Annotated in this window: 19 protein-coding genes; 17 read left to right on the top strand and 2 right to left on the bottom strand. The window is 73.3% G+C overall.

Annotated features, from left to right (window positions below; genetic code table 11):
- The first annotated feature begins 1 nt into the window (after nucleotide 1).
- From fdh to ACFYYW_RS20425, 5 genes are all read left to right on the top strand, one after another.
- Nucleotides 2–3,229, top strand: a complete 3,228-nt coding sequence (fdh, locus tag ACFYYW_RS20445; protein ID WP_387650606.1) for a formate dehydrogenase — start codon at nucleotides 2–4, stop codon at nucleotides 3,227–3,229.
- Between the two features lie 63 nt (nucleotides 3,230–3,292).
- Nucleotides 3,293–4,075, top strand: coding sequence for a 4Fe-4S dicluster domain-containing protein (locus ACFYYW_RS20440; RefSeq protein ID WP_387650604.1), 783 nt, complete (start codon nucleotides 3,293–3,295; stop codon nucleotides 4,073–4,075).
- Nucleotides 4,072–5,076, top strand: a complete 1,005-nt coding sequence (gene nrfD / locus ACFYYW_RS20435) for an NrfD/PsrC family molybdoenzyme membrane anchor subunit (protein WP_364394162.1) — start codon at nucleotides 4,072–4,074, stop codon at nucleotides 5,074–5,076. Before ACFYYW_RS20440 ends, nrfD begins: the two co-directional genes overlap by 4 nt.
- 164 nt (nucleotides 5,077–5,240) lie before the next feature.
- A complete protein-coding gene (locus ACFYYW_RS20430) occupies nucleotides 5,241–5,777 on the top strand; it encodes an NUDIX hydrolase family protein (protein ID WP_352324412.1) in 537 nt (178 codons plus the stop codon).
- Nucleotides 5,778–5,948: 171 nt separating this feature from the next.
- Nucleotides 5,949–6,341 carry a hypothetical protein gene (locus ACFYYW_RS20425; RefSeq protein ID WP_387650566.1) on the top strand — a complete coding sequence of 131 codons (393 nt, stop codon included), beginning with the start codon at nucleotides 5,949–5,951 and terminating at the stop codon, nucleotides 6,339–6,341.
- A gap of 192 nt (nucleotides 6,342–6,533) precedes the next feature.
- On the opposite strand, the gene ACFYYW_RS20420 is transcribed toward ACFYYW_RS20425, so the two are convergent.
- Nucleotides 6,534–7,052, bottom strand: a complete 519-nt coding sequence (locus ACFYYW_RS20420) for a peptidoglycan recognition family protein (protein ID WP_364416839.1) — start codon at nucleotides 7,050–7,052, stop codon at nucleotides 6,534–6,536.
- Between the two features lie 125 nt (nucleotides 7,053–7,177).
- Complete coding sequence (locus tag ACFYYW_RS20415; RefSeq protein WP_387650564.1) at nucleotides 7,178–8,062, bottom strand: MurR/RpiR family transcriptional regulator; 885 nt, start codon at nucleotides 8,060–8,062, stop codon at nucleotides 7,178–7,180.
- A gap of 86 nt (nucleotides 8,063–8,148) precedes the next feature.
- On the opposite strand from ACFYYW_RS20415, the gene ACFYYW_RS20410 reads away from it, so the two are divergent.
- The 12 genes from ACFYYW_RS20410 (at nucleotide 8,149) to ACFYYW_RS20355 (ending at nucleotide 22,520) form a co-directional block, all read left to right on the top strand.
- Nucleotides 8,149–9,696 (top strand): ABC transporter substrate-binding protein, encoded by a 1,548-nt coding sequence (locus tag ACFYYW_RS20410; RefSeq protein ID WP_387650563.1) that lies wholly within the window; start codon nucleotides 8,149–8,151, stop codon nucleotides 9,694–9,696.
- The gene (locus ACFYYW_RS20405) at nucleotides 9,696–10,664 is read left to right on the top strand and encodes an ABC transporter permease (RefSeq protein WP_387650561.1); all 969 of its coding nucleotides are present in this window, start codon (nucleotides 9,696–9,698) and stop codon (nucleotides 10,662–10,664) included. Before ACFYYW_RS20410 ends, ACFYYW_RS20405 begins: the two co-directional genes overlap by 1 nt.
- On the top strand, nucleotides 10,661–11,488 hold the full coding sequence (locus ACFYYW_RS20400) for an ABC transporter permease (RefSeq protein WP_387650559.1): 828 nt from the start codon (nucleotides 10,661–10,663) through the stop codon (nucleotides 11,486–11,488). Before ACFYYW_RS20405 ends, ACFYYW_RS20400 begins: the two co-directional genes overlap by 4 nt.
- On the top strand, nucleotides 11,485–12,384 hold the full coding sequence (murQ, locus tag ACFYYW_RS20395) for an N-acetylmuramic acid 6-phosphate etherase (protein WP_387650558.1): 900 nt from the start codon (nucleotides 11,485–11,487) through the stop codon (nucleotides 12,382–12,384). The genes ACFYYW_RS20400 and murQ overlap by 4 nt, the downstream gene beginning before the upstream one ends.
- Nucleotides 12,381–13,625: an anhydro-N-acetylmuramic acid kinase gene (locus ACFYYW_RS20390; protein ID WP_387650556.1), complete on the top strand. Its 1,245-nt coding sequence runs from the start codon at nucleotides 12,381–12,383 to the stop codon at nucleotides 13,623–13,625. Before murQ ends, ACFYYW_RS20390 begins: the two co-directional genes overlap by 4 nt.
- Nucleotides 13,622–14,728 carry a serine hydrolase domain-containing protein gene (locus tag ACFYYW_RS20385; protein WP_387650554.1) on the top strand — a complete coding sequence of 369 codons (1,107 nt, stop codon included), beginning with the start codon at nucleotides 13,622–13,624 and terminating at the stop codon, nucleotides 14,726–14,728. The genes ACFYYW_RS20390 and ACFYYW_RS20385 overlap by 4 nt, the downstream gene beginning before the upstream one ends.
- Complete coding sequence (locus ACFYYW_RS20380; protein WP_352324400.1) at nucleotides 14,725–16,323, top strand: ABC transporter ATP-binding protein; 1,599 nt, start codon at nucleotides 14,725–14,727, stop codon at nucleotides 16,321–16,323. The genes ACFYYW_RS20385 and ACFYYW_RS20380 overlap by 4 nt, the downstream gene beginning before the upstream one ends.
- Nucleotides 16,324–16,364: 41 nt before the next feature.
- The gene (locus ACFYYW_RS20375) at nucleotides 16,365–16,799 is read left to right on the top strand and encodes a helix-turn-helix domain-containing protein (protein WP_352364923.1); all 435 of its coding nucleotides are present in this window, start codon (nucleotides 16,365–16,367) and stop codon (nucleotides 16,797–16,799) included.
- Between the two features lie 112 nt (nucleotides 16,800–16,911).
- Nucleotides 16,912–17,571, top strand: coding sequence for a sensor domain-containing protein (locus ACFYYW_RS20370; protein ID WP_387650551.1), 660 nt, complete (start codon nucleotides 16,912–16,914; stop codon nucleotides 17,569–17,571).
- Between the two features lie 57 nt (nucleotides 17,572–17,628).
- A complete protein-coding gene (locus ACFYYW_RS20365; protein ID WP_387650549.1) occupies nucleotides 17,629–18,750 on the top strand; it encodes a DUF559 domain-containing protein in 1,122 nt (373 codons plus the stop codon).
- A gap of 3 nt (nucleotides 18,751–18,753) precedes the next feature.
- Nucleotides 18,754–19,389, top strand: coding sequence for a hypothetical protein (locus ACFYYW_RS20360; RefSeq protein WP_387650548.1), 636 nt, complete (start codon nucleotides 18,754–18,756; stop codon nucleotides 19,387–19,389).
- Nucleotides 19,371–22,520, top strand: coding sequence for an ATP-binding protein (locus ACFYYW_RS20355; protein WP_387650546.1), 3,150 nt, complete (start codon nucleotides 19,371–19,373; stop codon nucleotides 22,518–22,520). The genes ACFYYW_RS20360 and ACFYYW_RS20355 overlap by 19 nt, the downstream gene beginning before the upstream one ends.
- Nucleotides 22,521–22,594 lie beyond the last annotated feature (74 nt).

Here is a 22,594-nt window from a genome sequence, read left to right as displayed (position 1 = left end):
CATGGGGTTCTCCTGGCCGCTGCTGCGGCAGCTCACCGGCAAGGACAAGCTCGGCCGGGCGGCCGCGGTGAAGTCGCCGCGCACGGGCGCGCACCCGGCCCGGACGGCCGCCGCCGACCGCGTGGTCAAGTCGGTGTGCCCGTACTGCGCGGTGGGCTGCGCCCAGAACGTCTACGTCCGTGACGAGAAGGTGGTGCACATCGAGGGCGACCCCGACTCCCCGATCAGCCGGGGCCGGCTCTGCCCGAAGGGCGCCTCCAGCCTCCAGCTCACCACCGGCTCAGGACGGCTGAGCAAGGTCCTGTACCGCCCGCCCTACGCCGCTGACTGGCAGGAGCTCGACCTGGAGACCGCCATGGACATGGTGGCCGACCGGATCATCGCCACCCGCCGGGCGACCTGGGAGTGGGAGAACAAGGGCCGCCGGGTGGCCCGCACGATGGGCATCGCCAGCCTGGGCGGCGCGACGCTGGACAACGAGGAGAACTACCTCATCAAGAAGCTGCTCACCGCGCTCGGCGTGGTGCAGATCGAGAACCAGGCGCGGGTGTGCCACAGCTCGACCGTGGTGGGGCTCGGCACGTCGTTCGGGCGCGGCGGGGCCACAACGTTCCTGCAGGACCTGCAGCACTCCGACTGCGTGCTGATCCAGGGGTCGAACTTCGCCGAGGCGCATCCGGTCGGGTTCCAGTGGGTGATGGAGGCCAAGGCCCGCGGCGCGGTGGTCATCCACGTGGACCCGCGGTTCACCCGTACCAGCGCGCTGGCCGACCTGCACGTGCCGATCAGGGCGGGCTCGGACGTGGCCTTCCTCGGCGCGATCGTCAACCACGTGCTGGAGAACGAGCTGTTCTTCCGCGACTACGTCCTGCACTACACCAACGCGGCGACCATCCTGCGCGAGGACTACCGCGACGCCGAGGACCTCGACGGCCTGTTCTCCGGCTTCGACGCCGACAACCGCTGCTACGAGGACGACACCTGGCAGTACGAGGGCATGCACACCGTCGCGGCCTCCGGCGAGCGGGACGAGGACTACGACCGCCCGGCGGGCAGCCTCCCGGCCGGCCGCGCCGAGGTGCAGGGCGGCACCGGCGTGCCGCTGGGCGGCGAGCCGCGGCGGGACGAGACGCTGCGGCACCCGCGCTGCGTGCTGCAGGTGCTGCGCCGCCACTTCGCCCGCTACACGCCGGAGATGGTCCAGCAGGTGTGCGGGGTGCCGCCGGAGCTGTTCGCCCAGGTCTGCCGCCACCTGACGGAGAACTCGGGGCCGGAGCGGACCGCCGAGTTCGTCTACGCGGTGGGCTGGACGCAGCACAGCGACGGCGCCCAGTTCATCCGCACCGCCAGCATCCTTCAGCTCCTGCTGGGCAACATCGGCCGCCCCGGCGGCGGCATCCAGTCGCTGCGCGGGCACGCCAGCATCCAGGGCTCCAGCGACATCCCGACGCTGTTCAACCTGCTGCCCGGCTACATCCCGATGCCGCACGCCCACGAGCACGAGAAGATGCGCGACTTCCTGCGCGCCGACGCCGCCTGCCGCGGCTTCTGGGCGAACATGCCCGCCTACCTGGTGAGCCTGCTCAAGGCGTGGTGGGGGCCGGCCGCGACGCCCGACAACGACTTCCGCTTCGACTACCTGCCGCGCCTGACCGGCTCGCACAGCACGTACGACACGGTCCTGGCGCAGCTCGACGGCACCTGCAAGGGCTACCTGCTGCTCGGCGAGAACCCGGCCGTGGGCTCGGCCAACTCCCGGATGCAACGCCTGGGCATGGCCCGGCTCGACTGGCTGGTGGTGCGCGACCTCAACCTGATCGAGAGCGCCACCTGGTGGAAGGACGGCCCCGAGATCGAGACGGGCGAGCTGACCACGTCCGGGATCGGCACCGAGGTGTTCTTCTTCCCCGCCGCGGCCCACACCGAGAAGAGCGGCAGCTTCACCAACACCAACCGCTGGCTGCAGTGGCACCACCGGGCCGTCGAGCCGGCCGGCGACGCGCGCAGCGACCTGTGGTTCATGTACCACCTCGGGCGCATCATCCGGCAGAAGCTGGCCGGCTCCGCCGACCCGATGGACCGGCCCCTGCTCGACCTCACCTGGGACTACCCCGTCGAGGGCGAGACGGCCGAGCCGGTCGCCGAGGCGGTGCTCGCCGAGATCAACGGCTGGGACGCCGAGGGCCGGCCGCTCGACGGCTACAGCCGGCTCAAGGACGACGGCTCGACGGTGTGCGGCTGCTGGATCTACTGCGGCGTGTACGCCGGCGGCGTCAACCGGGCCGCCCGCCGCAAACCGGCCGCCGAGCAGGACTGGGTGGCCGCCGAGTGGGCGTGGGCGTGGCCGGACAACCGGCGGGTGCTCTACAACCGGGCCTCGGCCGCGCCGGACGGCCGTCCGTGGAGCGAGCGCAAGAAGCTCGTCTGGTGGGACGCGGACGCCGGCCGCTGGACCGGCCTGGACGTGCCGGACTTCGAGGAGGGCAAACCGCCGTCCTACCGGCCCGAGCCGGGGGCGCAGGGACCGGCGGCGTTGTCGGGCATCGACCCGTTCATCATGCAGGCCGACGGCAAGGGCTGGCTGTTCGCCCCCTCGGGCGTGGTGGACGGCCCGCTGCCCACCCACTACGAGCCCCAGGACTCGCCGGTCGCCAACCCGCTCTACGGGCGGCAGCGCAACCCGGCCCGCAAGCTCTACCGGCACGAGGCCAACCGTTACCAGCCGAGCGGGGCCGAGCCGGGCGCGTCGGTCTACCCGTACGTGGTGACCACGTACCGGCTGACCGAGCACTTCACGGCGGGGGGCATGAGCCGGCACACGCCGTACCTGGCCGAGCTGCAGCCGGAGATGTTCTGCGAGGTCTCGCCCGAGCTGGCCGCCGAGCGCGGGCTCGTGCACGGCGAGTGGGCCACGGTCGTCACCGCGCGCAGCGCCATCGAGGCCCGCGTGCTGGTCACCGACCGGATGGCGCCGCTGCACCTGGACGGCAAGGTCCTGCACCAGATCGGGCTGCCCTTCCACTTCGGCCCCAACGGCCTGGCCACCGGCGACGCGGCCAACGAGCTGGCGGCCATCTCGCTCGACCCCAACTCCCACATCCAGGAGGTCAAGGCCCTGTCGGCGGACATCCGCCCCGGGCGCAGGCCGCGTGGCCCGGCCCTGCCGGAGCTGGTGCTGGCCTACCGGCGGCGGGCGGGCGTGACCGAGGACACCGGAACGGAGGTGTGAGCCGTGGCCTTCGACCTCGACCGGGCGCCGCTCGACGCCGGCTACGACGACCCGCCCAGGCGCATGGGCTTCTTCACCGACACCAGCGTCTGCATCGGGTGCAAGGCGTGCGAGGTGGCCTGCAAGGAGTGGAACCAGGTGCCGGAGGACGGCCTGCTGTTCACCGGCATGTCCTACGACAACTCCGTCGGGCTCGGCGCCGACACCTGGCGGCACGTGGCGTTCGTCGAGCAGCGCAAGCCGCTGGGCCACCAGGAGACCGGCGCCCGTGACCTGGACTTCCGCTGGCTGATGGCCTCCGACGTGTGCAAGCACTGCACGCACGCGGCCTGCCTGGACGTCTGCCCGACCGGTTCGCTGTTCCGCACCGAGTACGGCACGGTCGTCGTCCAGGAGGACGTCTGCAACGGCTGCGGCTACTGCGTGCCCGCCTGCCCGTTCGGGGTGATCGGCCGGCGCGCGGAGAGCGGCACGGCCGCCAAGTGCACGATGTGCTACGACCGGCTGGAGGTCGGCCAGGAGCCGGCCTGCGCCAAGACGTGCCCGACGGACTCGATCCAGTTCGGCGAGCTGGACGAGCTGCGCGAGCGCGCCGACCGCCGTCTGGAGCAGGTTCGCGCGGCGGGCGTGTCCTCGGCCCGCCTGTACGGCCACGACCCGGCCGACGGCGTGGGCGGCACCGGCGCCTTCTTCCTGCTGCTGGACGAGCCCCAGGTGTACGGCCTGCCGCCGGACCCCGTGGTGACCACCGCGGACCTGCCGTCGATGTGGCGGCACGCCGGCGCGGCGGCGCTGGTCCTGCTGGCCGGGATGGCCGCCGCGGCGGCCTGGAGGAGGGGCCGATGAGCAACCAGACCGACGTGCGCCTGGACGACGCGCCCGGCCTGCGCACCGAGCGCGAGGCCACGCCCGGCTCGGCGGGCCGCGGCAGCCGCTCCCTGCGGCCGCCCGAGCCGGCGGCGGACTCCTACTACGGCCTGCCGGTCCTGAACGGCACGCCCTGGAGCGATCACGACATCGCCGGTTACCTGTTCCTCGGCGGCCTGGCCGGCGCCTCCTCCACGCTGGCCGCCGCCGCCGAGCTGACCGGACGCCCGGCGCTGGCCCGCGCCGCCAAGCTGGCCGCCCTGGGCGCGGTCGGCGGCTCGCTGTACGCGCTGATCCACGACCTGGGCAAGCCCTCGCGCTTCCTCAACATGTTGCGGGTGTTCAAGGTGACCTCGCCGATGAGCGTCGGCACCTGGATCCTGACCGCGTACGGGCCGCAGGCCGGGCTGGCCGCGCTCACCGGGGTGACCGGGCGGTTCCCCCGGCTGGGCCGGGCGGCCACGGTGGGGGCCGGGCTGACCGGGCCGGCGCTGGCCACCTACACCGCCGTGCTGATCTGCGACACCGCCGTCCCGGCCTGGCACGACGGGTTCAGGGAGATGCCGTTCCTGTTCGCGGGCTCGGCCGCCGCGTCGGCGGGCGGGCTCGGCATGCTGGCCGCGCCGGTCGCGCAGGCGGCCCCGGCCCGGCGGGCGGCGGTGATGGGGGCGGCCCTGGAGTGCGCGGCGGCCGTCCGCATGGAACGCCGGATGGGCCTGACCGCCGAGCCGCTGCGGCGCAGCCGCCTGCTCAGGGCGGGTCAGGCGCTGTCGGTCGCGGGCGCCCTGCTCGGTCAGGGGCTGGGCGCTCGCAGCAGGGTCGCGGCGGCAGCCGCGGGGGCGGCCCTGCTGGCCGGGTCGGTGTGCACCCGGTTCGGGATCTTCCACGCCGGGACGGCCTCGGCGTGCGACCCCCGGTACACCGTCGAGCCGCAACGCCGGCGGCTCGCCAAGTCGAGAGCGGAGCGTGATCTGTCATGAGAAGAGTCGCCGAGTACCTGCCGTTCATGGGCATCGTGCTGGTCGTCTGCACGGCGTCCTGGCTGGCGGGCAGGGGCAGGCCGGCCAGGCGGGCCTGACCCCGCCCGGGGATCGGTCGGTGGGGCTTACGCTGTCAGTGGCGGCGCGGGGCATACGATCGACAGATGACCGAAAAGACCGAAACCGCGCCTGGATGGCTGGCCCCCGAAGAGCTCGAGTCGGTGCGCGGCCAGTTGCCGATCCTCTACATCGACGCCGTGCCGGTACGCGTCGACGAGACCGGCGTGGTGACCCGCGTGGGCCTGCTGCTGCGGATCGCGGCGGACGGCACGGTCAGCCGGGCGCTGGTCTCGGGGCGGGTGCTGCACCACGAGCGCATCCGCGACGCGCTGCTGCGCCACCTGGAGAAGGACCTCGGGCCGGTGGCCCTGCCGCGCATCCCCGTCTCGCCGCAGCCCTTCACCGTCGCGGAGTACTTCCCGACGCCGGGCGTCACGCCGTACCACGACCCGCGCCAGCACGCGGTGTCGCTGGCCTACATCGTGCCCGTGGCCGGTGACTGCCGGCCCCGGCAGGACGCGCTGGACCTGGTCTGGTTCACCCCGGAGGAGGCGTCCTCGCCGGCCGTGCAGCAGGAGATGACCGGCGGCCAGGGCGTGCTGCTCAAGCAGGCGCTGGCCCACGTGGGCCGGCTGGTCTGACGCGGCGCCGCCGGGTGGCCGGCCGCCCGCACACTCGTCGCGCCGGTCACCGGCTCCTGAAGACGGCCCGTCCCTGGGTGCCCGGTCCTGCACGGATCCTCAACGGGAGCTCAACGTCCGCCGCCCTAACGTGCCCGTACGACATCCGGCACGACAAGGGAGGAAGACGTCATGAGGACGATCACCAAGCTCGGGACGGCGGCTGCGGCGGGGGCGTTCGCGCTGGCGCTGTCCGCCGGGACGCCCGCCACGGCGGCCACTTCGGCCACTTCGGCCACTTCGGCGGCGAGTGCCGCCGTCTCCGCCGTCCCGGTCTCCGCGCAGGCCGTCACGGCCACGTGGACGCAGGCCGCCGGCCCGCGCCCCAGCGTCCGGTGGTTGTGCGGCAAGCCGGTCATCAAGAAGCTGGTCCCGGCGTGCTCGCACGGCAAGTGGGAGCCGGTCACGATCAAGAAGATGCGCTGCGTGCAGGGACACGCGCCCTACGTGGGCTGGACGGGGCCGTCCAAGCTCGCCTACTGGGCGATGAAGTGCTTCAAGACGAGCGAGTGGGAGAAGTGGTGACCGCCTTCCCCGCGATCGGGCCGCTGTAGCGACCTGACCCAGCTCTGAAGGCCGCCATGGACATCCATGGCGGCCTCCGGCGTCGGCCCGGCCGTCTCTTCCTGTGCGCCGCCTCACCGGGCGGGGAGCCGTCACCCATGCCGGGCTCCGTCTCCGCGCGCCGGGCCGCGGCGAGCGCCTGCCCGAACCGTCTCAGGGGCGTTCGGCGCCCCTGCGCACCCAGTGGTAGAGCGGGTCGCCGGGGCAGTCGGTGTCGTAGCCGTCCCGGTGGCCCTTGACCTCGTCGCCGGCGTCGCCGTGCTCGCGCAGGTACTCGATGGCGTCGACGAGGGCGTTGAGCAGGTCGTCGTTCGGTTCGGTGAACCCGGTGTTGCCGAGCAGGGCGAGCACGGCGTAGTGGCCGGAGTTGAGCCCCGGGCCGTTGGCGGCGGGCAGGACGTGCGGACCGCGGCCCATGAAGGTGCGCCGGTGCGGGCAGCACACCATGTTGTAGCCGAGGTCGATGTAGGTCTCGCCGCGCCCGCCGGACATGTGCATGCGCTGGATGTCCCGGACCAGGTCGACGCACTTGTCGTGGTTGTCGGCGTCCGGCAGGTCGGAGGGCACCTTCCCGCCGGTGTAGTGGATCTTGACGCCTCTGGTGCCGGCCAGCCGGGTGTAACTGGTGGTGGGCTTCTTGGCGTGCCAGTCGGCACGGGTGATCAGCTGCATGTGGTGTCTCTCCTGGTAGACGATGCCTCGCCACCAGAATGTCAACTTAAAGTAGTTGTGTCATCACTTTTTGTCACTAGATTCACGTGCCGCCAAAGAAACACTTCCATGCTGGTCAGGCCGGTTCACCCCCGCTTGTACACCGTCCGGTCGTGGACGACCGCGTACGTGTTGCGCAGGGCCGCCATCGACTCGTCGTAACTGGCCGCGGCCACGCCGGTGAACAGGCAGTCGACGACCATGAGCTGGGCGATGCGGCTGCCGAGCGCGCCGGAGCGGAACTCCGTCTCGCGGGCGGCCGTCGTCAGCGTCACGTCGGCGGTGGCGGCCAGCGGCGAGTCGCGGAAGTTGGTGATCGCCACCGTGGCCGCGCCCGACCGGCGGGCGATGGCCAGGAACTCGACCGTGTCCACGGTCGCGCCGGTGTGCGAGACCGCGACGGCCACGCAGCCGGCGTCGAGCGTGGCCGCCGACGTCCAGGCCGAGTGGGCGTCGTGCCAGTTGATCGCGGTACGCCCGATGCGCGAGAGCTTCTGCTGCAGGTCGAGGCCGACCAGCGCGCTCGCGCCCACGCCGAAGGTGTCGATCCGGCGCGCGGCCAGCAGCAGGGAGACCGCCCGGCCCAGGGCCCGCATGTCGAGGGAGCGGGCCGTGTCGGCGATGGACAGCGTCTCGTTGGTGGCGACCTTGGAGACGATGCCCTCCAGGCTGTCGTGGCGGTCGATGTCGCCCGACACCTCCGGCAGGCTCGACGTGGTCAGCTCCTCCCGGGCGGCGGCCCTGGTCAGGTCGATCCGGAAATCCTTGAAGTGGGCGTATCCCATGCGCTGGTAGAAGCGCACGACCGAGGTCGTCGAGGTGGCGCAGCGGGCGGCCAGCTCGGCGATGGACAGGTTCGCGGCGGCGGCCGGGTCGCCGGTGAACGTCTCGGCGATGCGCCGCTCCGACGGCCGTAATGCGGGCATGGCGGCACGGATGCGGATCAGCAGGCTTCCGTCGTCCTCGACCATTCGTCATCCATCCGTGTTGAGGAAATTTAGTACACCAGTGGTAGGGTCTGCGTAATTTTATGACCTACTGCCCCTGAGGAGACCACATGCCCCGTGGCGCGCTCTCCGCGATCGGCGCCGCCGCAGTGCTGTCCATCGCCCTGACCTCCTGTTCATCGTCTTCCGGGCCCGCGACCAGCACCGGCGCCACGGGCAAGTCCGGCGGCGCCCTGGTCGTCGGCGTGACCTCCGACCCCGACACGCTCTTCCCCTGGAAGGCCACCCAGTTCACGGCCGTGAACGTGTTGCAGAACATCTACGGCACCCTCACCGAGTTCGACAAGGACCTGAACGTCGTGCCGGGCCTGGCCGAGTCGTGGCAGGCCGCCGAGGACGGCAAGAAGCTGACCCTCACCCTGCGCAAGGGCGTGACCTTCGCCGACGGCAGCGCCTTCGACTCCAAGGACGTCAAGGCGTCCCTGGAGAAGATCATGGACGAGAAGACGGCGGCCGTGGCGCGGGCGTCGCTGGCGTCGGTGAAGTCGGTCGAGGCCCCCGACGAGAGCACGGTGGTGCTGGAGCTGACCGGCCCCGACGCCGCGCTCCCGGCGAACCTGGCCACCGTCAACATGGCGATGCTCTCCTCCGACGACACCGAGGAGAAGCTCAACGCCACCCCCAACGGCACCGGCCCGTTCACGCTGGGCAAGCGCGTCCCGAGCCAGTCGCTGACGCTGGCCAGGAACGACAAGTACTGGGGGGCCGAGAAGCCGAAGGTGGGCAGCGTCGAGTTCCGGGTGATCCCGGACGAGTCGTCCATCGTCTCGGCCATGCAGTCGGGCAACGTGCAGCTGGCGGTCTTCAACGACCCGCTGGTCGCGCAGACCGCGCAGGGCGGCGGCACGATCACCGTCACCAAGACGCCGCAGCTCAGCTACCACGCCCTCCAGCTCAACGCCCAGCGCGGCGACCTCAAGGACGTCAACGTGCGCCTGGCGATCCAGTGCGCGATCGACCGCAAGCAGGTGCTCGACACCGCCGCGCTCGGCGAGGGCGAGGTGACCGGGCCGATCACCGCCCCGGCCTTCAAGTCCGACCCGGCCAAGCGTCCCTGCCCGAGCCGCGACCTGGCCAAGGCCGCCGAGTACCTCGGCAAGGCGGGCAAGCCCGGCGGCGTGACGGTCAAGGCCATCGTCTCCCAGGGCGAGTACGCCACCTCCGTGAACGAGGCCCAGAACCTCAAGGCGCAGCTCGCCGAGGCCAAGATCACCCTGGACCTGGAGGTGCTGGAGTCCGGCGCGTTCGTGGACCGCTGGGTGGCGGCCGACTTCGACGCCGCCGTCGCGCTCAACGGCGGGCGTCCGGACCCCGACGGCTCCTACGGCCGCTACTTCACCAGCAAGGGCAACCTGAACAAGGTCGCCGGGTACAGCTCGCCGGAGCTGGACAAGCTGTTCGCCGAGGGCAAGGCCACGACCGACCCGGCCGCCCGCAAGGCGATCTACGAGAAGGTCTCGGCCGAGCTGGAGGCCAACGCGCCCTGGATCTGGCTGTTCACCAGCTACACCTACACCGGCACCACCTCCAACGTGTCCGGGTTCGTGCCGATGGTCAGCGGGTCGCTGCAGTACCTGCGCACGACGTCCGTCGCCTGATGCGCCGGATCCTCGCCAGCCGGGCCGTCCGGCGCGTGGCCTCGACGATCGGCACCCTGTTCGGGGTGGCCGTGTTCGTCTTCGTCATGCTCCGGGCGATCCCCGGCGACCAGATCACCGCGGGGCTCGGCACGGAGGCGGCTGCCCTCACCCCGGCGCAGCGCGCGGCCCTGGAGCAGTACTACGGGCTGGACCAGTCGCCGGTCACGCAGTTCTTCTCCTGGCTGGGCAACATGCTCACCGGCAACTTCGGCTACTCGGCCCGCTCGCAGCAGGGCGTGCTGGAGATGACGCTGCACTCGCTGCCGGTGACGTTCGAGCTCGCGGTGTTCTCGATCGTGCTGGCGCTGCTGCTGGGCGTGCCGCTCGGCATGGTGTCGGCGTCCAGGACGAACTCGCCGCGGGACGCCTTCGGCCAGGTCGTGAGCCTGGCCGGGTTGTCGGTTCCGGCGTTCCTGCTGGCCACGACGCTGCTGTCGATCTTCGCGGCGTCGTTCGGCTTCAACCCCAACGGCCAGGGCTTCGCCACGCTCGCCGAGGACCCGCTGCTCAACCTGCAGCAGATGTTCCTGCCCGCGCTCGTGCTCGGCTTCGGCATCGCCGCGCCGATCCTGCGCACCACCCGTACGGCGGTGCTGGAGGTGCGCTCTGAGGACTTCGTGCGCACCGCCCGCGCCAAGGGCGTGCCGCCGCGCCGCCTGCAGGTCCGGCACGTGCTGGGCAACGCGCTGGTGCCGATCGTGACGATGACCGGGCTGCAGTTCGGCTACCTGCTCGGCGGCGCGGTCGTGGTCGAGCAGATCTTCTCGGTGCCCGGCGTGGGCCGGCAGGTACTGCTCGGCATCCAGCAGAAGGAGTACGCGGTCGTGCAGAGCACGGTCCTGGTCATCGCGCTGGCGTTCGTGCTGGTCAACCTGCTGACCGACGGGCTGTACCGGATCATCGACCCGCGGGTGAGGGCGTCGTGACCGCGCTGCGCAGGAGCCCCGCCATGCTGGCGGGCACGATCGTGCTGCTGGTGCTGGCCCTGGTGGCGGCGCTGTCGTACGCCGGGCTGCTCCCCTACGACCCGATCGCCCAGAACCCGCCCGAGCGGTTCCTGTCGCCGTCCGGGACGCACCTGTTCGGCACCGACCAGTTCGGCCGGGACGTCTTCTCCCGGGTGGCGGCCGGGGTCGGCAACTCGGCGCTCATCGCGGTGGTCGCGGTGGCCTTCGCCACCGTGGTCGGCACGCTGGGCGGCCTGGTGTCCGGTTTCTACCGCGGCTTCGCCGACGGCGCCATCGGCGGTGTGACGAACGTGCTGTTCGCGTTCCCGCCGCTGCTGCTCGCGCTCTCGCTGGCCTCGGTGCTGGACCGCAACTGGTTCACGGTCGCCGTCGCCATCGCGATCGTGTACGTCCCCATCTTCATCCGTGTCACGCGCGGCCCGGTGCTCTCCCTCCGGGAGATCGAGTACGTCAAGGCCGCGGTCTCCACCGGCCAGAGCCGCTGGCAGATCATGCTCAGGCACGTGCTGCCCAACATCACCTCGATCATCGTCATCCAGGTGGCGCTGTCGTTGTCGTGGGCGGTGCTGACCGAGGCGTCGCTGAGCTTCCTCGGCCTGGGCACGCCGCCGCCCGCCCCCTCGCTGGGCTCGATGATCTTCGAGGCGCGCAGCCTGGTGTTCGTCGCCCCCTGGACGCTGATCGCGCCGGGCGCGGTCGTCGTGCTGCTGGTGGTGGGCCTGAACCTGCTCGGCGACGGCCTGCGTGACACTCTCGACCCCAGAACCCGAGGCAAGCGGTGAACCTCTCAGAACTGACCACGGAATCGGCCGACCCGCGCTTCGCGGACATCGACACCATGAGCGTGGCCGAGCTCGCCGCGACCATGAACGCGGCCGACGCCACCGTCCCCGCCGCGGTCGCCGCGGCGCTGCCGCAGATCACCCCGGCCATCGAGGCCGCCGCCGAGCTGGTACGGGCCGGCGGCCGGCTGGTCTACGTGGGCGCGGGCACGCCGGGCCGGCTCGGCGTCCTGGACGCCTCCGAGTGCCCGCCCACCTTCAGCACCCCGCCCGAGCAGGTCTTCGCCGTCATCGCCGGCGGCGAGCGGGCGATCGTGCACCCGTGCGAGGGCGCCGAGGACGACGCGGGGGCCGGCGCGGCGGCGATCGACGCGGCCGGCGTCGGGCCGCTGGACACGGTGGTGGGCATCGCCTCCAGCGGGCGCACGCCGTACGTGCTGGGCGCGGTGCGGCGGGCCCGCGAGCGCGGCGCGCTGACCGTCGGGCTGTCCTGCAACCCGGGCACCCCGCTCAGCGCGGCGGCCGAGCACGCGATCGAGGTGCTGGTCGGGCCCGAGGTGGTCAGCGGCTCGACCCGGCTCAAGGCGGGCACGGCGCAGAAGCTCGTGCTCAACATGTTCTCGACCATCGTCATGGTCCGGCTCGGCAAGACGTACGGGAGCCTGATGGTCGACGTCAAGGCCAGCAACGGCAAGCTACGGGAACGGGCGATCAGGATCGTGCGCACGATCGCCGGCGTGGACCGCGAGGAGGCGGAACGAGTGCTCGACCAGCACGGTTTCAACGTCAAACAGGCGGTGCTCGGCGCCCGGCTCGGGCTCGGGCCGCAGGAGGCGGCGGCACTGCTGGACCGCAGCGAGGGACGGCTGCGCGTGGCGCTGGGAGAGCCGGCGTGAAGATCCTCGGCATGATCTCCGGCACCTCGCACGACGGCATCGACGTGGCCCTGGTCGACTTCGCCCTCGACGGCGACGTGCTGACCGGCCGCGTGCTGCACACCGCGAGCACCCCCTACCCCGGCGAGCTGCGCGCCCGGCTGGTGGCCGCGCTGCCGCCCGCGCCGGTCACGCTGGCCGAGGTGTGCGTGCTCGACACGCTCATCGGCCAGTGCTTCGCCGAGGCCGCCGCGGCCGCGGCCGAGCAGGCCGGTCCGGCCGACCTGATCGTCTCCCACGGCCAGACGGTCTTCCACTGGGTGGAGGGCGCGCACGCGCGCGGCACCCTGCAGATCGGCCAGCCCGCCTGGATCGCCGAGCGCACCGGCGCGCCCGTGTTGTCGGACGTGCGCATCCGCGACATCACCGCGGGCGGGCACGGCGCCCCGCTGGTCTCCGTGCTGGACGACCTGCTGCTCGGCGGCCTGCTGACGGACGGGCGCACGGGCGACACGGGCGACACGGCAGGCACGGGCGGCACGGGTGGCGCGGCAGGCAGGGGTGGCGCAGGTGGCGCGGCGGCGCTCAACCTGGGCGGCATCGCCAACATGACCGTCGTGCGCGACGGCGTCCTGAGCGCCTACGACATCGGCCCGGCCAACGCCCTCGTCGACGCCGTGGTGGCCGGCCGCGGCCTGAACCCGCGCGGCTACGACGAGGACGGCCGCCTCGCCGCCTCAGGCCGGGTGGACGAACGCCTGCTCGACGTGCTGCTCGACGAGCCGTACTACCGGCTGGCCGCGCCGAAGAGCACCGGCAAGGAGCTGTTCCACCTGGCCTACGTCGAGGCGGCGATCGCCAGGGCCGGCCGCGAGCCGTCCGGGCCTGACCTGGTGGCGACGCTGACCGAGCTGACGGTCCGCACGGTGGCGGCCGACGTCGCCGCGGCCGGCGTGGACGTGCTCGTCGTCTCCGGCGGCGGCTGCCGCAACCCGGTCATCATGGACGGCCTGCGCGCCGCCCTGCCCGGCGTGCGGGTGTCGCTGTCGGACGAGCTCGGCGCCCCGGCCGACGACAAGGAGGCCATCGCCTTCGCGCTCATCGGCTGGCTGACCGCCCACGGCCTGCCGGGCACCGTCCCCGGCGGCACGGGCGCGAAGGCCGCCCGGGTGCTCGGCACGCTGACGCCGGGCGGCGCGGGCCCGCTCGTCCTGCCCGCCCCGCTGCCCACGCCGCCGCGCTCGCTGGTGCTGCGCCGATGACCCCGGCCCCCGCCGCGCCGTCCGGACCTTCGAGCCGGCCGGAGGGACCGGCGAGCGTCGAACCGGGCCCGCCCGCGGGCCTGGTCCGGGCGGCCCGCACGCCGTGGTTCGACCTGACCGAGTGCACCGGCCACCGCACCGTGCGCCGGACGGACGGCGGCGCACTGGCCGGCGAGGCCCCCATGACCCTCGGCACGTACCACGACCTGGCCTCGGTCACCAAGGTCGTCGCCACCACCACGGCCCTCCTCCGCCTGGTCTCCGACCGCCTGGTGGACCTGGACGAGCGGGCGGCCGCGTACCTGCCGGAGGGCTGCCCCGACCAAGTGACCGTGCGGGACCTGCTGCTGCACCGGGCCGGGCTGTGGGAGTGGTGGCCGCTGTACCTCGACCCGCGGATGCCCGCACCGCGCTACGCGCCCGGCCGCGAACGGCACTACTCCGACCTGGGCTTCATCCTGCTCGGCCGGGTGGTCGAGACCGTCACCGGCACGTCGCTGGAGCGGGCGGTGGCCGAGCTGGTCACCGGCCCGCTCGGGCTGGCCGGCACCACGTACGCCCGGCCGGCGGGCCCCGAGGTGGCCATGAGCGCCCTGGACGACCGGGTCGAGATGCGCATGCTCGACACCTCCGAGCCGTACCCGGTGCCCTTCCGCAGCACGGACTTCGCCGGCTGGCGGCACGAGCCCGTGCTGGGCCAGGTCGCCGACGGCAACGCCTGTCACGCCTTCGGCGGCGTGGCGGGCCACGCCGGGCTGTTCTCCACCGTCCCGGACCTGCTGCGGTACGCCGCCGCACTGTCCCGCTACGAGGAGCACGACCGGCTGTGGCGGCCCGAGGTCGCCCGCGAGTTCTTCACCCCCGGCCCCGACCCCGGCCAGGCGCTCGGCTTCCGCACCTACCGGCTCGACCTGCGGGGGGAGACCGTCACCGTGCTCGGCCACCCCGGCTACGTCGGGTGCGCCGTCGGGTTCGTCCCCGGCCGGGACGTCGCGATCGCGCTGGCGAGCAACCGCCTGCTGACGACGGCCGCGCCGACGCCCACCGACGCCCTCTGGACCGGCCTGCTGCAGGCCATCACCCACCGATCGAGGACCGCATGACCCCGCTCCTGGAGATCCGCGACCTCTCCGTCGCCTTCCGCACCCGCAAGCAGGACGTCACCGTCGTCAGGAACGTCTCGATGGAGATCCTGCCGGGACAGACCGTGGCCGTGGTCGGCGAGTCGGGTTCGGGCAAGTCCACCACGGCCGCCGCGGTCAACCGGCTGCTGCCCGCGGGCGGCCGCATCACGACCGGCCAGGTGCTGTTCGACGGCCGCGACCTGGCCGGGGTGAGCGAGCGCGAGATGACCGCCGTCCGGGGCGCCGGCATCGGCCTGGTGCCCCAGGACCCGATGTCCAACCTCAACCCGCTGATGCGCATCGGCGACCAGATCGCCGAGGCCCTGGAGGTGCACGGCCTGGCCGCGGGCCGCGCGGCGCGCGGGCGCGTGACCGAGCTGCTGGAGATGGTCGGCATCCCCGAGCCGGAGCGGCGGGCCGGGCAGTACCCGCACGAGTTCTCCGGCGGCATGCGGCAGCGGGCGCTCATCGCCATGGGCCTGGCCTGCCGGCCCAAGCTGCTCATCGCCGACGAGCCGACCTCGGCCCTGGACGTGACCGTGCAGCGGCGCATCCTGGACCAGCTCGGGCAGCTGACCGCCGAGATGGGCACGGCCGTCTTCCTCATCACGCACGACCTGGCGCTGGCCGCCGAGCGGGCCGACGTGGTGGCCGTCATGTACCGGGGCGAGATCGTGGAGACCGGCCCGGCGGCCGAGCTGCTGGCCGACCCGCGGCACGAGTACACCCGGCGGCTGCTGAAGGCCGTGCCGAGCCTGTCGTCGGTGCGGGTGGCCGAGCCCGGCCCGGAGGAGAGCGCCGAGGACCTGGTCGTGGTGGAGGACCTGCGCAAGGTGTTCCCGCTGCGGGGCGGCGGCGGGGAGTTCACGGCGGTGGACGGGGTCTCCTTCACGATCCCGCGCGGCCGTACCGTCTCGGTCGTGGGCGAGTCCGGCTCGGGCAAGTCGACCACCGCCAACCTGCTGCTCGGCCTGGACGGCATCACCTCCGGCCGGATCCTGTTCGACGGCACCGACCTGACCTCGCTCGGCCGCCGGGAGCTGTTCGCCTTCCGCCGCCGGGTGCAGCCGGTCTTCCAGAACCCGTACGCCTCGCTCGACCCCCGCTACACGGTGGAGAAGTCGATCGCCGAGCCGCTGCGCGTGCACCGCGTGGGCACCCCGGCCGAGCGCGCGCGGACCGTCGCCGAGCTGCTGGAGAAGGTGTCGCTGCCGGCGTCGGTGGCCGGGCGGCTGCCGCACGAGCTGTCCGGCGGCCAGCGGCAGCGGGTGGCCATCGCGCGGGCGCTGGCGCTCTCCCCCGAGCTGGTCGTGCTCGACGAGGCCGTCTCCGCGCTGGACGTGCTGGTCCAGGCACAGATCCTGGAGCTGCTCGCCGACCTGCAGCGCGACCTCGGGCTCAGTTACCTGTTCATCAGCCACGACCTGGCCGTCGTCCGGATGATCTCGCACCGGGTGCACGTGATGCAGGCGGGCCGGATCGTGGAGAGCGGCACGGCGGCCGAGATCTTCGGCTCGCCGCGCGCCGACTACACCCGCGAGCTGCTCGCCGCCATCCCTGGACGGGCCGCCTGAATGGTAAGTTGGAAATCCGGACCTACCTGAGCGGAGGGGCCTTGTCGCGCCCGAGAGAGTGCTCGATCGCCAACGCGCTGGCCGTCGTGGGCGAGCGGTGGAGCCTGCTGGCGATGCGCGAGATCATGCTCGGGGTGCGCCGTTTCGACCAGATCGCCCGCAACACCGGCGCCAGCCGCGACATCCTCACCGCCCGGCTGCGCAAGCTGGTCGAGGTGGGCCTGCTGGAGCGGGTGCCGTACGAGCGGCACCCGCCGCGCCACGAGTACGTCCTCACCGAGTCGGGCCAGGCCCTGCACACGGTCCTGCTCGCCCTCATGGACTGGGGCGACCGGTACGTCACCGAGGGCGAGCCGCCCACCGTGTGGCGCCACTCGTGCGGCGAGCCCCTGGAGCCGCTCACGGTGTGCGCGCACTGCCGGGAGCCGGTGCGCCCGCAGGAGCTGACCGTGATCCGGGTGGACCAGCCGCAGTAGCGGGGACCGTTTTTCCAGGGGCCCGCCGGGGGCCGTGGTAGGGCCTGCCCTACCACGCAAGGGCCCGCCGCCAGGATCGATCGCTGCCCGCCGGGCCCGTAGCGTCGTGGCCATGACAAGCCTCCGGCACCGCGTCGCCACCGACACCCGTTACACCCTGCTCGGCCTCCCCATGGCCGCCGCCTCCTTCACCCTCACCGTCGCCGGCGTCTCGGCCGGTCTCGGCTCGGCGGTCGTGTTCGTCGGGCTGCCCGTCCTGGCCGCCACCGCCGCCATGGCCCGCCACTTCGCCGACCTGGAGCGCGCCGCGCTCCCCGGAGTGCTCGGCCACCCGATCGCCCGCCCCCGCTACGCGCAGACCCCCGCGGGGGCGGGTTCCTTCCGCCGCATGATGAACCCGCTGGTCTCCGGCCAGGCGGCGCTGGACCTGCTGCACGCGATCATCACCTTCCCGGTCTCGCTGGCCGCCGCCGTCGTGAGCGCGGTGTGGTGGGCGGGCGCGGTGCTCGGCCTGACCTTCCCGATCTACGGCTGGGCGATCGCCGCGATCCCCGGCGTGGACGGCGGCCTGCCCGCCCTGCTCGGCCTCGGCACCGGGACCGTGCCGTTCGTGGTGTTCAACACGGCGGTGGGCCTGCTGTTCGCGCTCACGCTCGTCCCGGTGGTGCGGACGGCGGCCCTGGTGAAGGCGAGCGTGTCCCAGGCCCTGCTGACCCGCGCCCACGTCCCGTCCGTAGAGGGCGTGTCCCCGGTCTGGGTGACAGCCCGATAGGGACGGGGCTACCCTCCCAAGTGCCGACGTTTCCGATCTTGTGAGGGCAGGGAAGCCGTGCCGTCGTGGGCAGAGCTGCCGATCGGCCAGGTGGTACGGCTCGACGCCGACCCCGACGCCCTGGCACTGGCCCTCGATCCCCTGCCGGACGACGCCCCGGCCGTCGTCACCTACTTCGCCGCCGAGGAACGTTCCGTCGCCGGCCTGGCCGCCTCCGTCCTGCGTGAGCTGGACAAGGCGGCCATCGCGCTGTTCCCGGCCTGGTTACCGGGCGCCGAGGGCATGCAGGAGCCGTCCGGGGTGAACGTGGCCGCGGTCCAGGCGCTGGCCCTGCGCAGGGCCTCGGTGACCGGCCACTTCGGGCCGTTCCTCGCCGAGCTGGCCCGGCGGGCGCTGAGCGGCGGGCCCAGCGGGCTGGCGCCGGAGGTCCGGGCGGCGGGGCTGGTCAGGGTGCTGGCCGACAGCTTCGGCCGGGCCCGGCTGGCGGTCCTGGTGCGGGTGCCGGACGGGCTGGGCGCGGCGGCGCTGGAAGTGCTGGTCGCCGGGTGCGAGTGGCTGGCGCACCGGGGCCGGGCCGGCGTCTGGCTGGCGGGCGCGCCCCTGCACGACGACCGCGTACGGACGATCGCCACCCCGCTCCCCGCGCACCCGCTCCTCACGGACCCGCTCACCCTGAACCCGCTCCCCGCGCACCCGCCCCCCACGGGCCCGCTCACCCTGAACCCGCTCCCCGGGGGCCCGCTTCCCGCAGCCGTACGTGACGCTCGCGAAGCCGTCCCGCTTCCCGCGACCGCCGATCGGGCGCCCGCCGTCGCGTATCCGCCGGTGGCGGGCAGGCCGCATCCGGGCAGCGCGAGCGAGCGGGCGCTGGAGGCCGCCCTGTCCGCGCGGGCGTGGGCCGAGGGCCGGGCCTGGAACCAGACGTACCGGCCGGGGCCGCTGGACGTCCCGATCCGGGTGGACCTTCTCTGGGAGCGGGAGCGCTGCGTCGTGGAGATCGACGGCCCCGACCACCGGGCTCCGGCCAAGTTCGCCGCGGACCGGCGGCGGGACGTTCTCCTCCAACTCGACGGTTACGCCGTGCTGCGCTTTCCCGATGCTCAGGTGATGACTGACATGGACACCGTCGTCCGTCAGATCGGCCAGTTTCTGCGGAACCGCCGCAGAGCGGAAGGATGAGATATGCCGGACAAAGGGCTGACCCTGCCCGAGTTCACTGCCCTGCTGGTGCTGGCCGTCGAAGCCCGCGAGGTCTCCAACAGCGAGCTCAAGGAGCACTACAGGCTGACCATCGACGGTCAGCGGCGACTGAAGCTCAACGACCTGAAGCTGGTCGAGAGCCACCGGCCCAGGGGCGGACGCGCCTTCGTGCACGTGCTCACCGACTCCGGGTGGGCCAGGCTGGCCGAGGACCTGCGGGCCGGGGCGATCCCGCCGCAGACCGGCTCGTCGGGGGCCATCGCGCGGGCCCTGCTCGAATGGCTGCCCCGGTTCATGCGGCGCACCGACCAGCGGCTGTCGGAGATCTTCCAGCCGGAGCCGGACATGCCCCCCGCCGGTCTGGAGTCGCAGATCCGGGCCGCGTACGCCGAGCTGGCCGCCGCGCCCGGTTCGTGGGTGAGCCTGACCCCGCTCCGGCGGCTGCTCCCCGCCGTCCCGAAGCAGGAGGTGGACGAGGCGCTCGTCGTGATGGAACGCCTCCCGGACGTGAACCTGGTCCCGGAGTCGAACCAGAAGACGCTCACGCCCGAGGACCGCGAAGCGGCGGTGATCATAGGCGGGCAGGACAAGCATCTGCTGTGGATCGGCGAGCTGTGAGCGGCGGCGGCATCGCGGACCTGGCCGCGCTGACGTTCAACTACACCGAGGGCGCCGACGACGTGTGGCGCCGCTCCCCCTTCCACGTCGAGGGCCTGCACGGCGCGTCGACGAAGATCCTCCTCGACGGGCTGGCCGAGGCCGCCCACCGGCCCGAGAGCAGCCCCATCGGTGTGGTCGTGCAGGGCCAGCGCGGCACCGGAAAGACCCACCTGCTCGGCTGGCTGCGCGAACGCGCCCAGCGCGAGGACGGCTACTTCGTCCTGGTCGGCCTGCTGGACGCCAAGGGGTTCTGGGAGAGCATCGTGGTCTCCCTGCTGGACAGCCTCTCCCGGCCCCGCCACGACGGGCAGACGCAGCTCACCGTGCTCCTGGACCGGCTGGCCATCATGGCGGGGCTGTCCCGCATGGCCCGCCGCTCGATCACCGGCAAGCGCGGCCTCACCCGGGACGAGCTGGACGCCTTCGTCACCGCGTTCCGCCGCGTCGGGGGCCAGGTCGGCCGCGACAGCCAGGACGCCGCGCGCGCCCTGGTCCTGCTGGCCGGCGCGGATCCGGGGCTGCAGGACCTCGGGGAGTCGTACCTGTCGTCGGCGCCCGAGGGCGAGCCGGGCGAGCGGGCCCGCTGGGGCATCCGGCAGCTCGGCCGCACGCCGCAGGAGATCGTCAGGGATCTCTCGCGGCTGATGGCGCTCACCGGCCCGACGATCGTCGCGGTGGACCAGATCGACCCGCTCGTCGCCCAGTCGCGGGTCACCACCTCCGGCAGCGCCGAGCACGACCCGGCCGAGCAGCTCATGATCGAGCGCATCGCGGGCGGCCTGATGGCGCTGCGCGAGGTCACCCGCCGGACGTTGACGGTCGTGACCTGCATCCCCGCCACGTGGGCGCTCATCGAGCGGGTCGCGGTCGACACCGTGCGCGACCGCTTCCGCCAGGCGGTGCCGCTCAAGACCATCCCCGACGCGGCCACCGCCCGCACCATGGTGGCCACGCGCTTCGAGGTGCAGTACGGCGAGGCGGGCGTCAAGCCGCCGTACCCGACGTGGCCGGTCCGGCCGGAGGCGTTCGAGCAGGCGCCCGGGATCACTCCGCGGGATCTGCTCATCCGGATCGACCGGCATGTCCGCGCCTGCCTGCTGGACGGCGAGGTCAGGGAGCTGACCGGGTTCGCGGCGGAGGCGGCGGCACATCCGCAGCCGGCCGCGCGCCCTGCCGAGCACGCCCATCCCGCCGACCCCGGCGATCTCGCCGCGCTCGACGCCCGCTTCGCCGAGCTGCTGGCCGCCGCGCAGGCTCCGGTGATCGACCAGGCCAGTGAGGACACCGCGATGCCCGCGCTGCTGGCCGCCGGGCTGCACGCGTGGATCGCCGAGCAGGGTGCGGCCGGCCGGGCCTTCGGCATGGACCCGCCGCCGAGCGCCAAGCCCCCGCTGCACGCCCGGCTGCGCCGCACGCTCGACGAGAGCAGGGAGGACGAGGTCCACTGGGCCTTCCGCGCGATCAGCGCGACGCACGGCAACGCGGCGCTGAACCGCCTCCGCAAGGCGTGCGTGGCGGCCGGGCTGGACGCGGAGGTGCCCAAGCGGCGGTTGTTCCTGCTGCGCGACACCCCCTGGTCGCCGGGGCCGGCGACGCGGGAGGCGATCGCGGCGTTCGAGCGGGCGGGCGGCAGGACGCTCCGGATGAGCCGCCAGGACCTGCTGGTCCTCGCCGCGCTGCGGGCCCTGATCGCGGAGAACCCGCCGGAGCTGGCCGCCTGGCTCGCCGCGCGGCGGCCGACGTCCGGGATCGGCTTCCTCACCGAGGCACTGGCCGACGCGTGGAGCGTTCCGGCCGTACCGGCACCCGAGGCCCCCGTGGCGGCGAGGAGCCGGGGCGGCGGCGACGAGGAGCACTCCCTGACGATCGGGCGGCGCGTCTCGGACGGCGAGCCGGTGCGGATCGCGCTGGAGGCGCTGCGCAAGCACACCGCGATCTTCGCCGGTTCCGGCTCGGGCAAGACCGTGCTGATCAGGCGGCTGGTCGAGGAGTGCGCGCTGCGCGGCGTCTCATCGATCGTGCTGGACCCGAACAACGACCTGGCCCGGCTGGGCGAGCCGTGGCCCGACCCGCCGCGCACGTGGGCCGAGGGCGACGCCCGCCGCGCCGCGGAGTACCTGGCGGCCACCGACGTGACCGTCTGGACGCCGGGACGGACCGGCGGGCGGCCGCTGAGCTTCCAGCCGCTGCCCGACCTGGCGAGCCTGGCCGGCGACCCCGACGAGTTCGCCGAGGCGGTCGAGGCCGCGGTCGCGTTCATCGTGCCGCGGGTCAGGCTGGACGCCAACACCGACAAGGCGCTGCGCGGGCAGGCCGTGCTCAGGCGGGCCCTGGCCGCCTACGGAGGCGGCGGCGCGACCAGCCTGAGAGGGTTCGCGGCGTACCTGGCCGACCTGCCGGACGGGGTGAGCGAGCTGGCCAGCGCCCGGCGCATCGCGGCCGACCTGTCCCAGTCGCTGACCGCGGCCATGGACAACGACCCGCTGTTCGGCGGGGCCGGCGAGCCGGTCGATCCCGGGTTGCTGGTGACGCCGCCGCCGGGCAGGCGGGCCCGTGTCTCGGTGCTCAGCCTGGCCGGGCTGCCGGGCCTGGAGCAGCGGCAGAGCTTCGTCAGCCGGCTGCAGATGGAGCTGTTCGTCTGGTTCAAGCGGCACCCCGCCCAGGACCGTCCGCTGGGCGCGCTGTTCGTCATGGACGAGGCGCAGACGTTCGCCCCCGCGGCGGGAGGCGCGTCGGTCTCCACCCGCAGCACGGTGCTGCTCGCCTCCCAGGCCCGCAAGTACGGCCTGGGCCTGGTCTTCGCCACGCAGGCGCCCAAGGGGCTGCACAACCAGATCCCGGGCAACTGCGCCACGCAGTTCTTCGGCCTGCTGAACGCGCCGATCCAGATCAGCGCGGCCAGGGAGATGGCCCAGTCCAAGGGCGGCGGCGACGTGCCGGACATCTCCCGGCTGGGCGCGGGCGAGTTCTACGTGGCCGGCGAGGGCGGCGGGTTCGCCAAGGCACGCGTGCCCATGTGCCTGACGCACCACCCGAAGGCGCCGCTCACCACGGAGGAGGTCGTGGCCAGGAGCCGCGGGGGCGCCTGATCGCCACGGTCCCGGCCGTGGCGGGGGCGGCCGGGACCGCGCCGGCCTGCGCCGGTCGTCCCAGGAGGCCGGGG

This window comes from Nonomuraea sp. NPDC001831 (genome assembly GCF_042892035.1).
Lineage (GTDB): Bacteria > Actinomycetota > Actinomycetes > Streptosporangiales > Streptosporangiaceae > Nonomuraea.
This window is presented reverse-complemented; position numbering and strand designations above follow the sequence as displayed.

Bases quoted from the DNA above. Each gene is read 5' to 3' on its own strand.
- fdh (WP_387650606.1), top strand. From the start codon at position 2: ATGGGGTTCTCCTGGCCGCTGCTGCGGCAGCTCACCGGCAAGGACAAG.
- ACFYYW_RS20440 (WP_387650604.1), top strand. From the start codon at position 3,293: ATGGGCTTCTTCACCGACACCAGCGTCTGCATCGGGTGCAAGGCGTGC.
- nrfD (WP_364394162.1), top strand. From the start codon at position 4,072: ATGAGCAACCAGACCGACGTGCGCCTGGACGACGCGCCCGGCCTGCGC.
- ACFYYW_RS20430 (WP_352324412.1), top strand. From the start codon at position 5,241: ATGACCGAAAAGACCGAAACCGCGCCTGGATGGCTGGCCCCCGAAGAG.
- ACFYYW_RS20425 (WP_387650566.1), top strand. From the start codon at position 5,949: ATGAGGACGATCACCAAGCTCGGGACGGCGGCTGCGGCGGGGGCGTTC.
- ACFYYW_RS20420 (WP_364416839.1), bottom strand. From the start codon at position 7,052: ATGCAGCTGATCACCCGTGCCGACTGGCACGCCAAGAAGCCCACCACC.
- ACFYYW_RS20415 (WP_387650564.1), bottom strand. From the start codon at position 8,062: ATGGTCGAGGACGACGGAAGCCTGCTGATCCGCATCCGTGCCGCCATG.
- ACFYYW_RS20410 (WP_387650563.1), top strand. From the start codon at position 8,149: ATGCCCCGTGGCGCGCTCTCCGCGATCGGCGCCGCCGCAGTGCTGTCC.
- ACFYYW_RS20405 (WP_387650561.1), top strand. From the start codon at position 9,696: ATGCGCCGGATCCTCGCCAGCCGGGCCGTCCGGCGCGTGGCCTCGACG.
- ACFYYW_RS20385 (WP_387650554.1), top strand. From the start codon at position 13,622: ATGACCCCGGCCCCCGCCGCGCCGTCCGGACCTTCGAGCCGGCCGGAG.
- ACFYYW_RS20380 (WP_352324400.1), top strand. From the start codon at position 14,725: ATGACCCCGCTCCTGGAGATCCGCGACCTCTCCGTCGCCTTCCGCACC.
- ACFYYW_RS20370 (WP_387650551.1), top strand. From the start codon at position 16,912: ATGACAAGCCTCCGGCACCGCGTCGCCACCGACACCCGTTACACCCTG.
- ACFYYW_RS20360 (WP_387650548.1), top strand. From the start codon at position 18,754: ATGCCGGACAAAGGGCTGACCCTGCCCGAGTTCACTGCCCTGCTGGTG.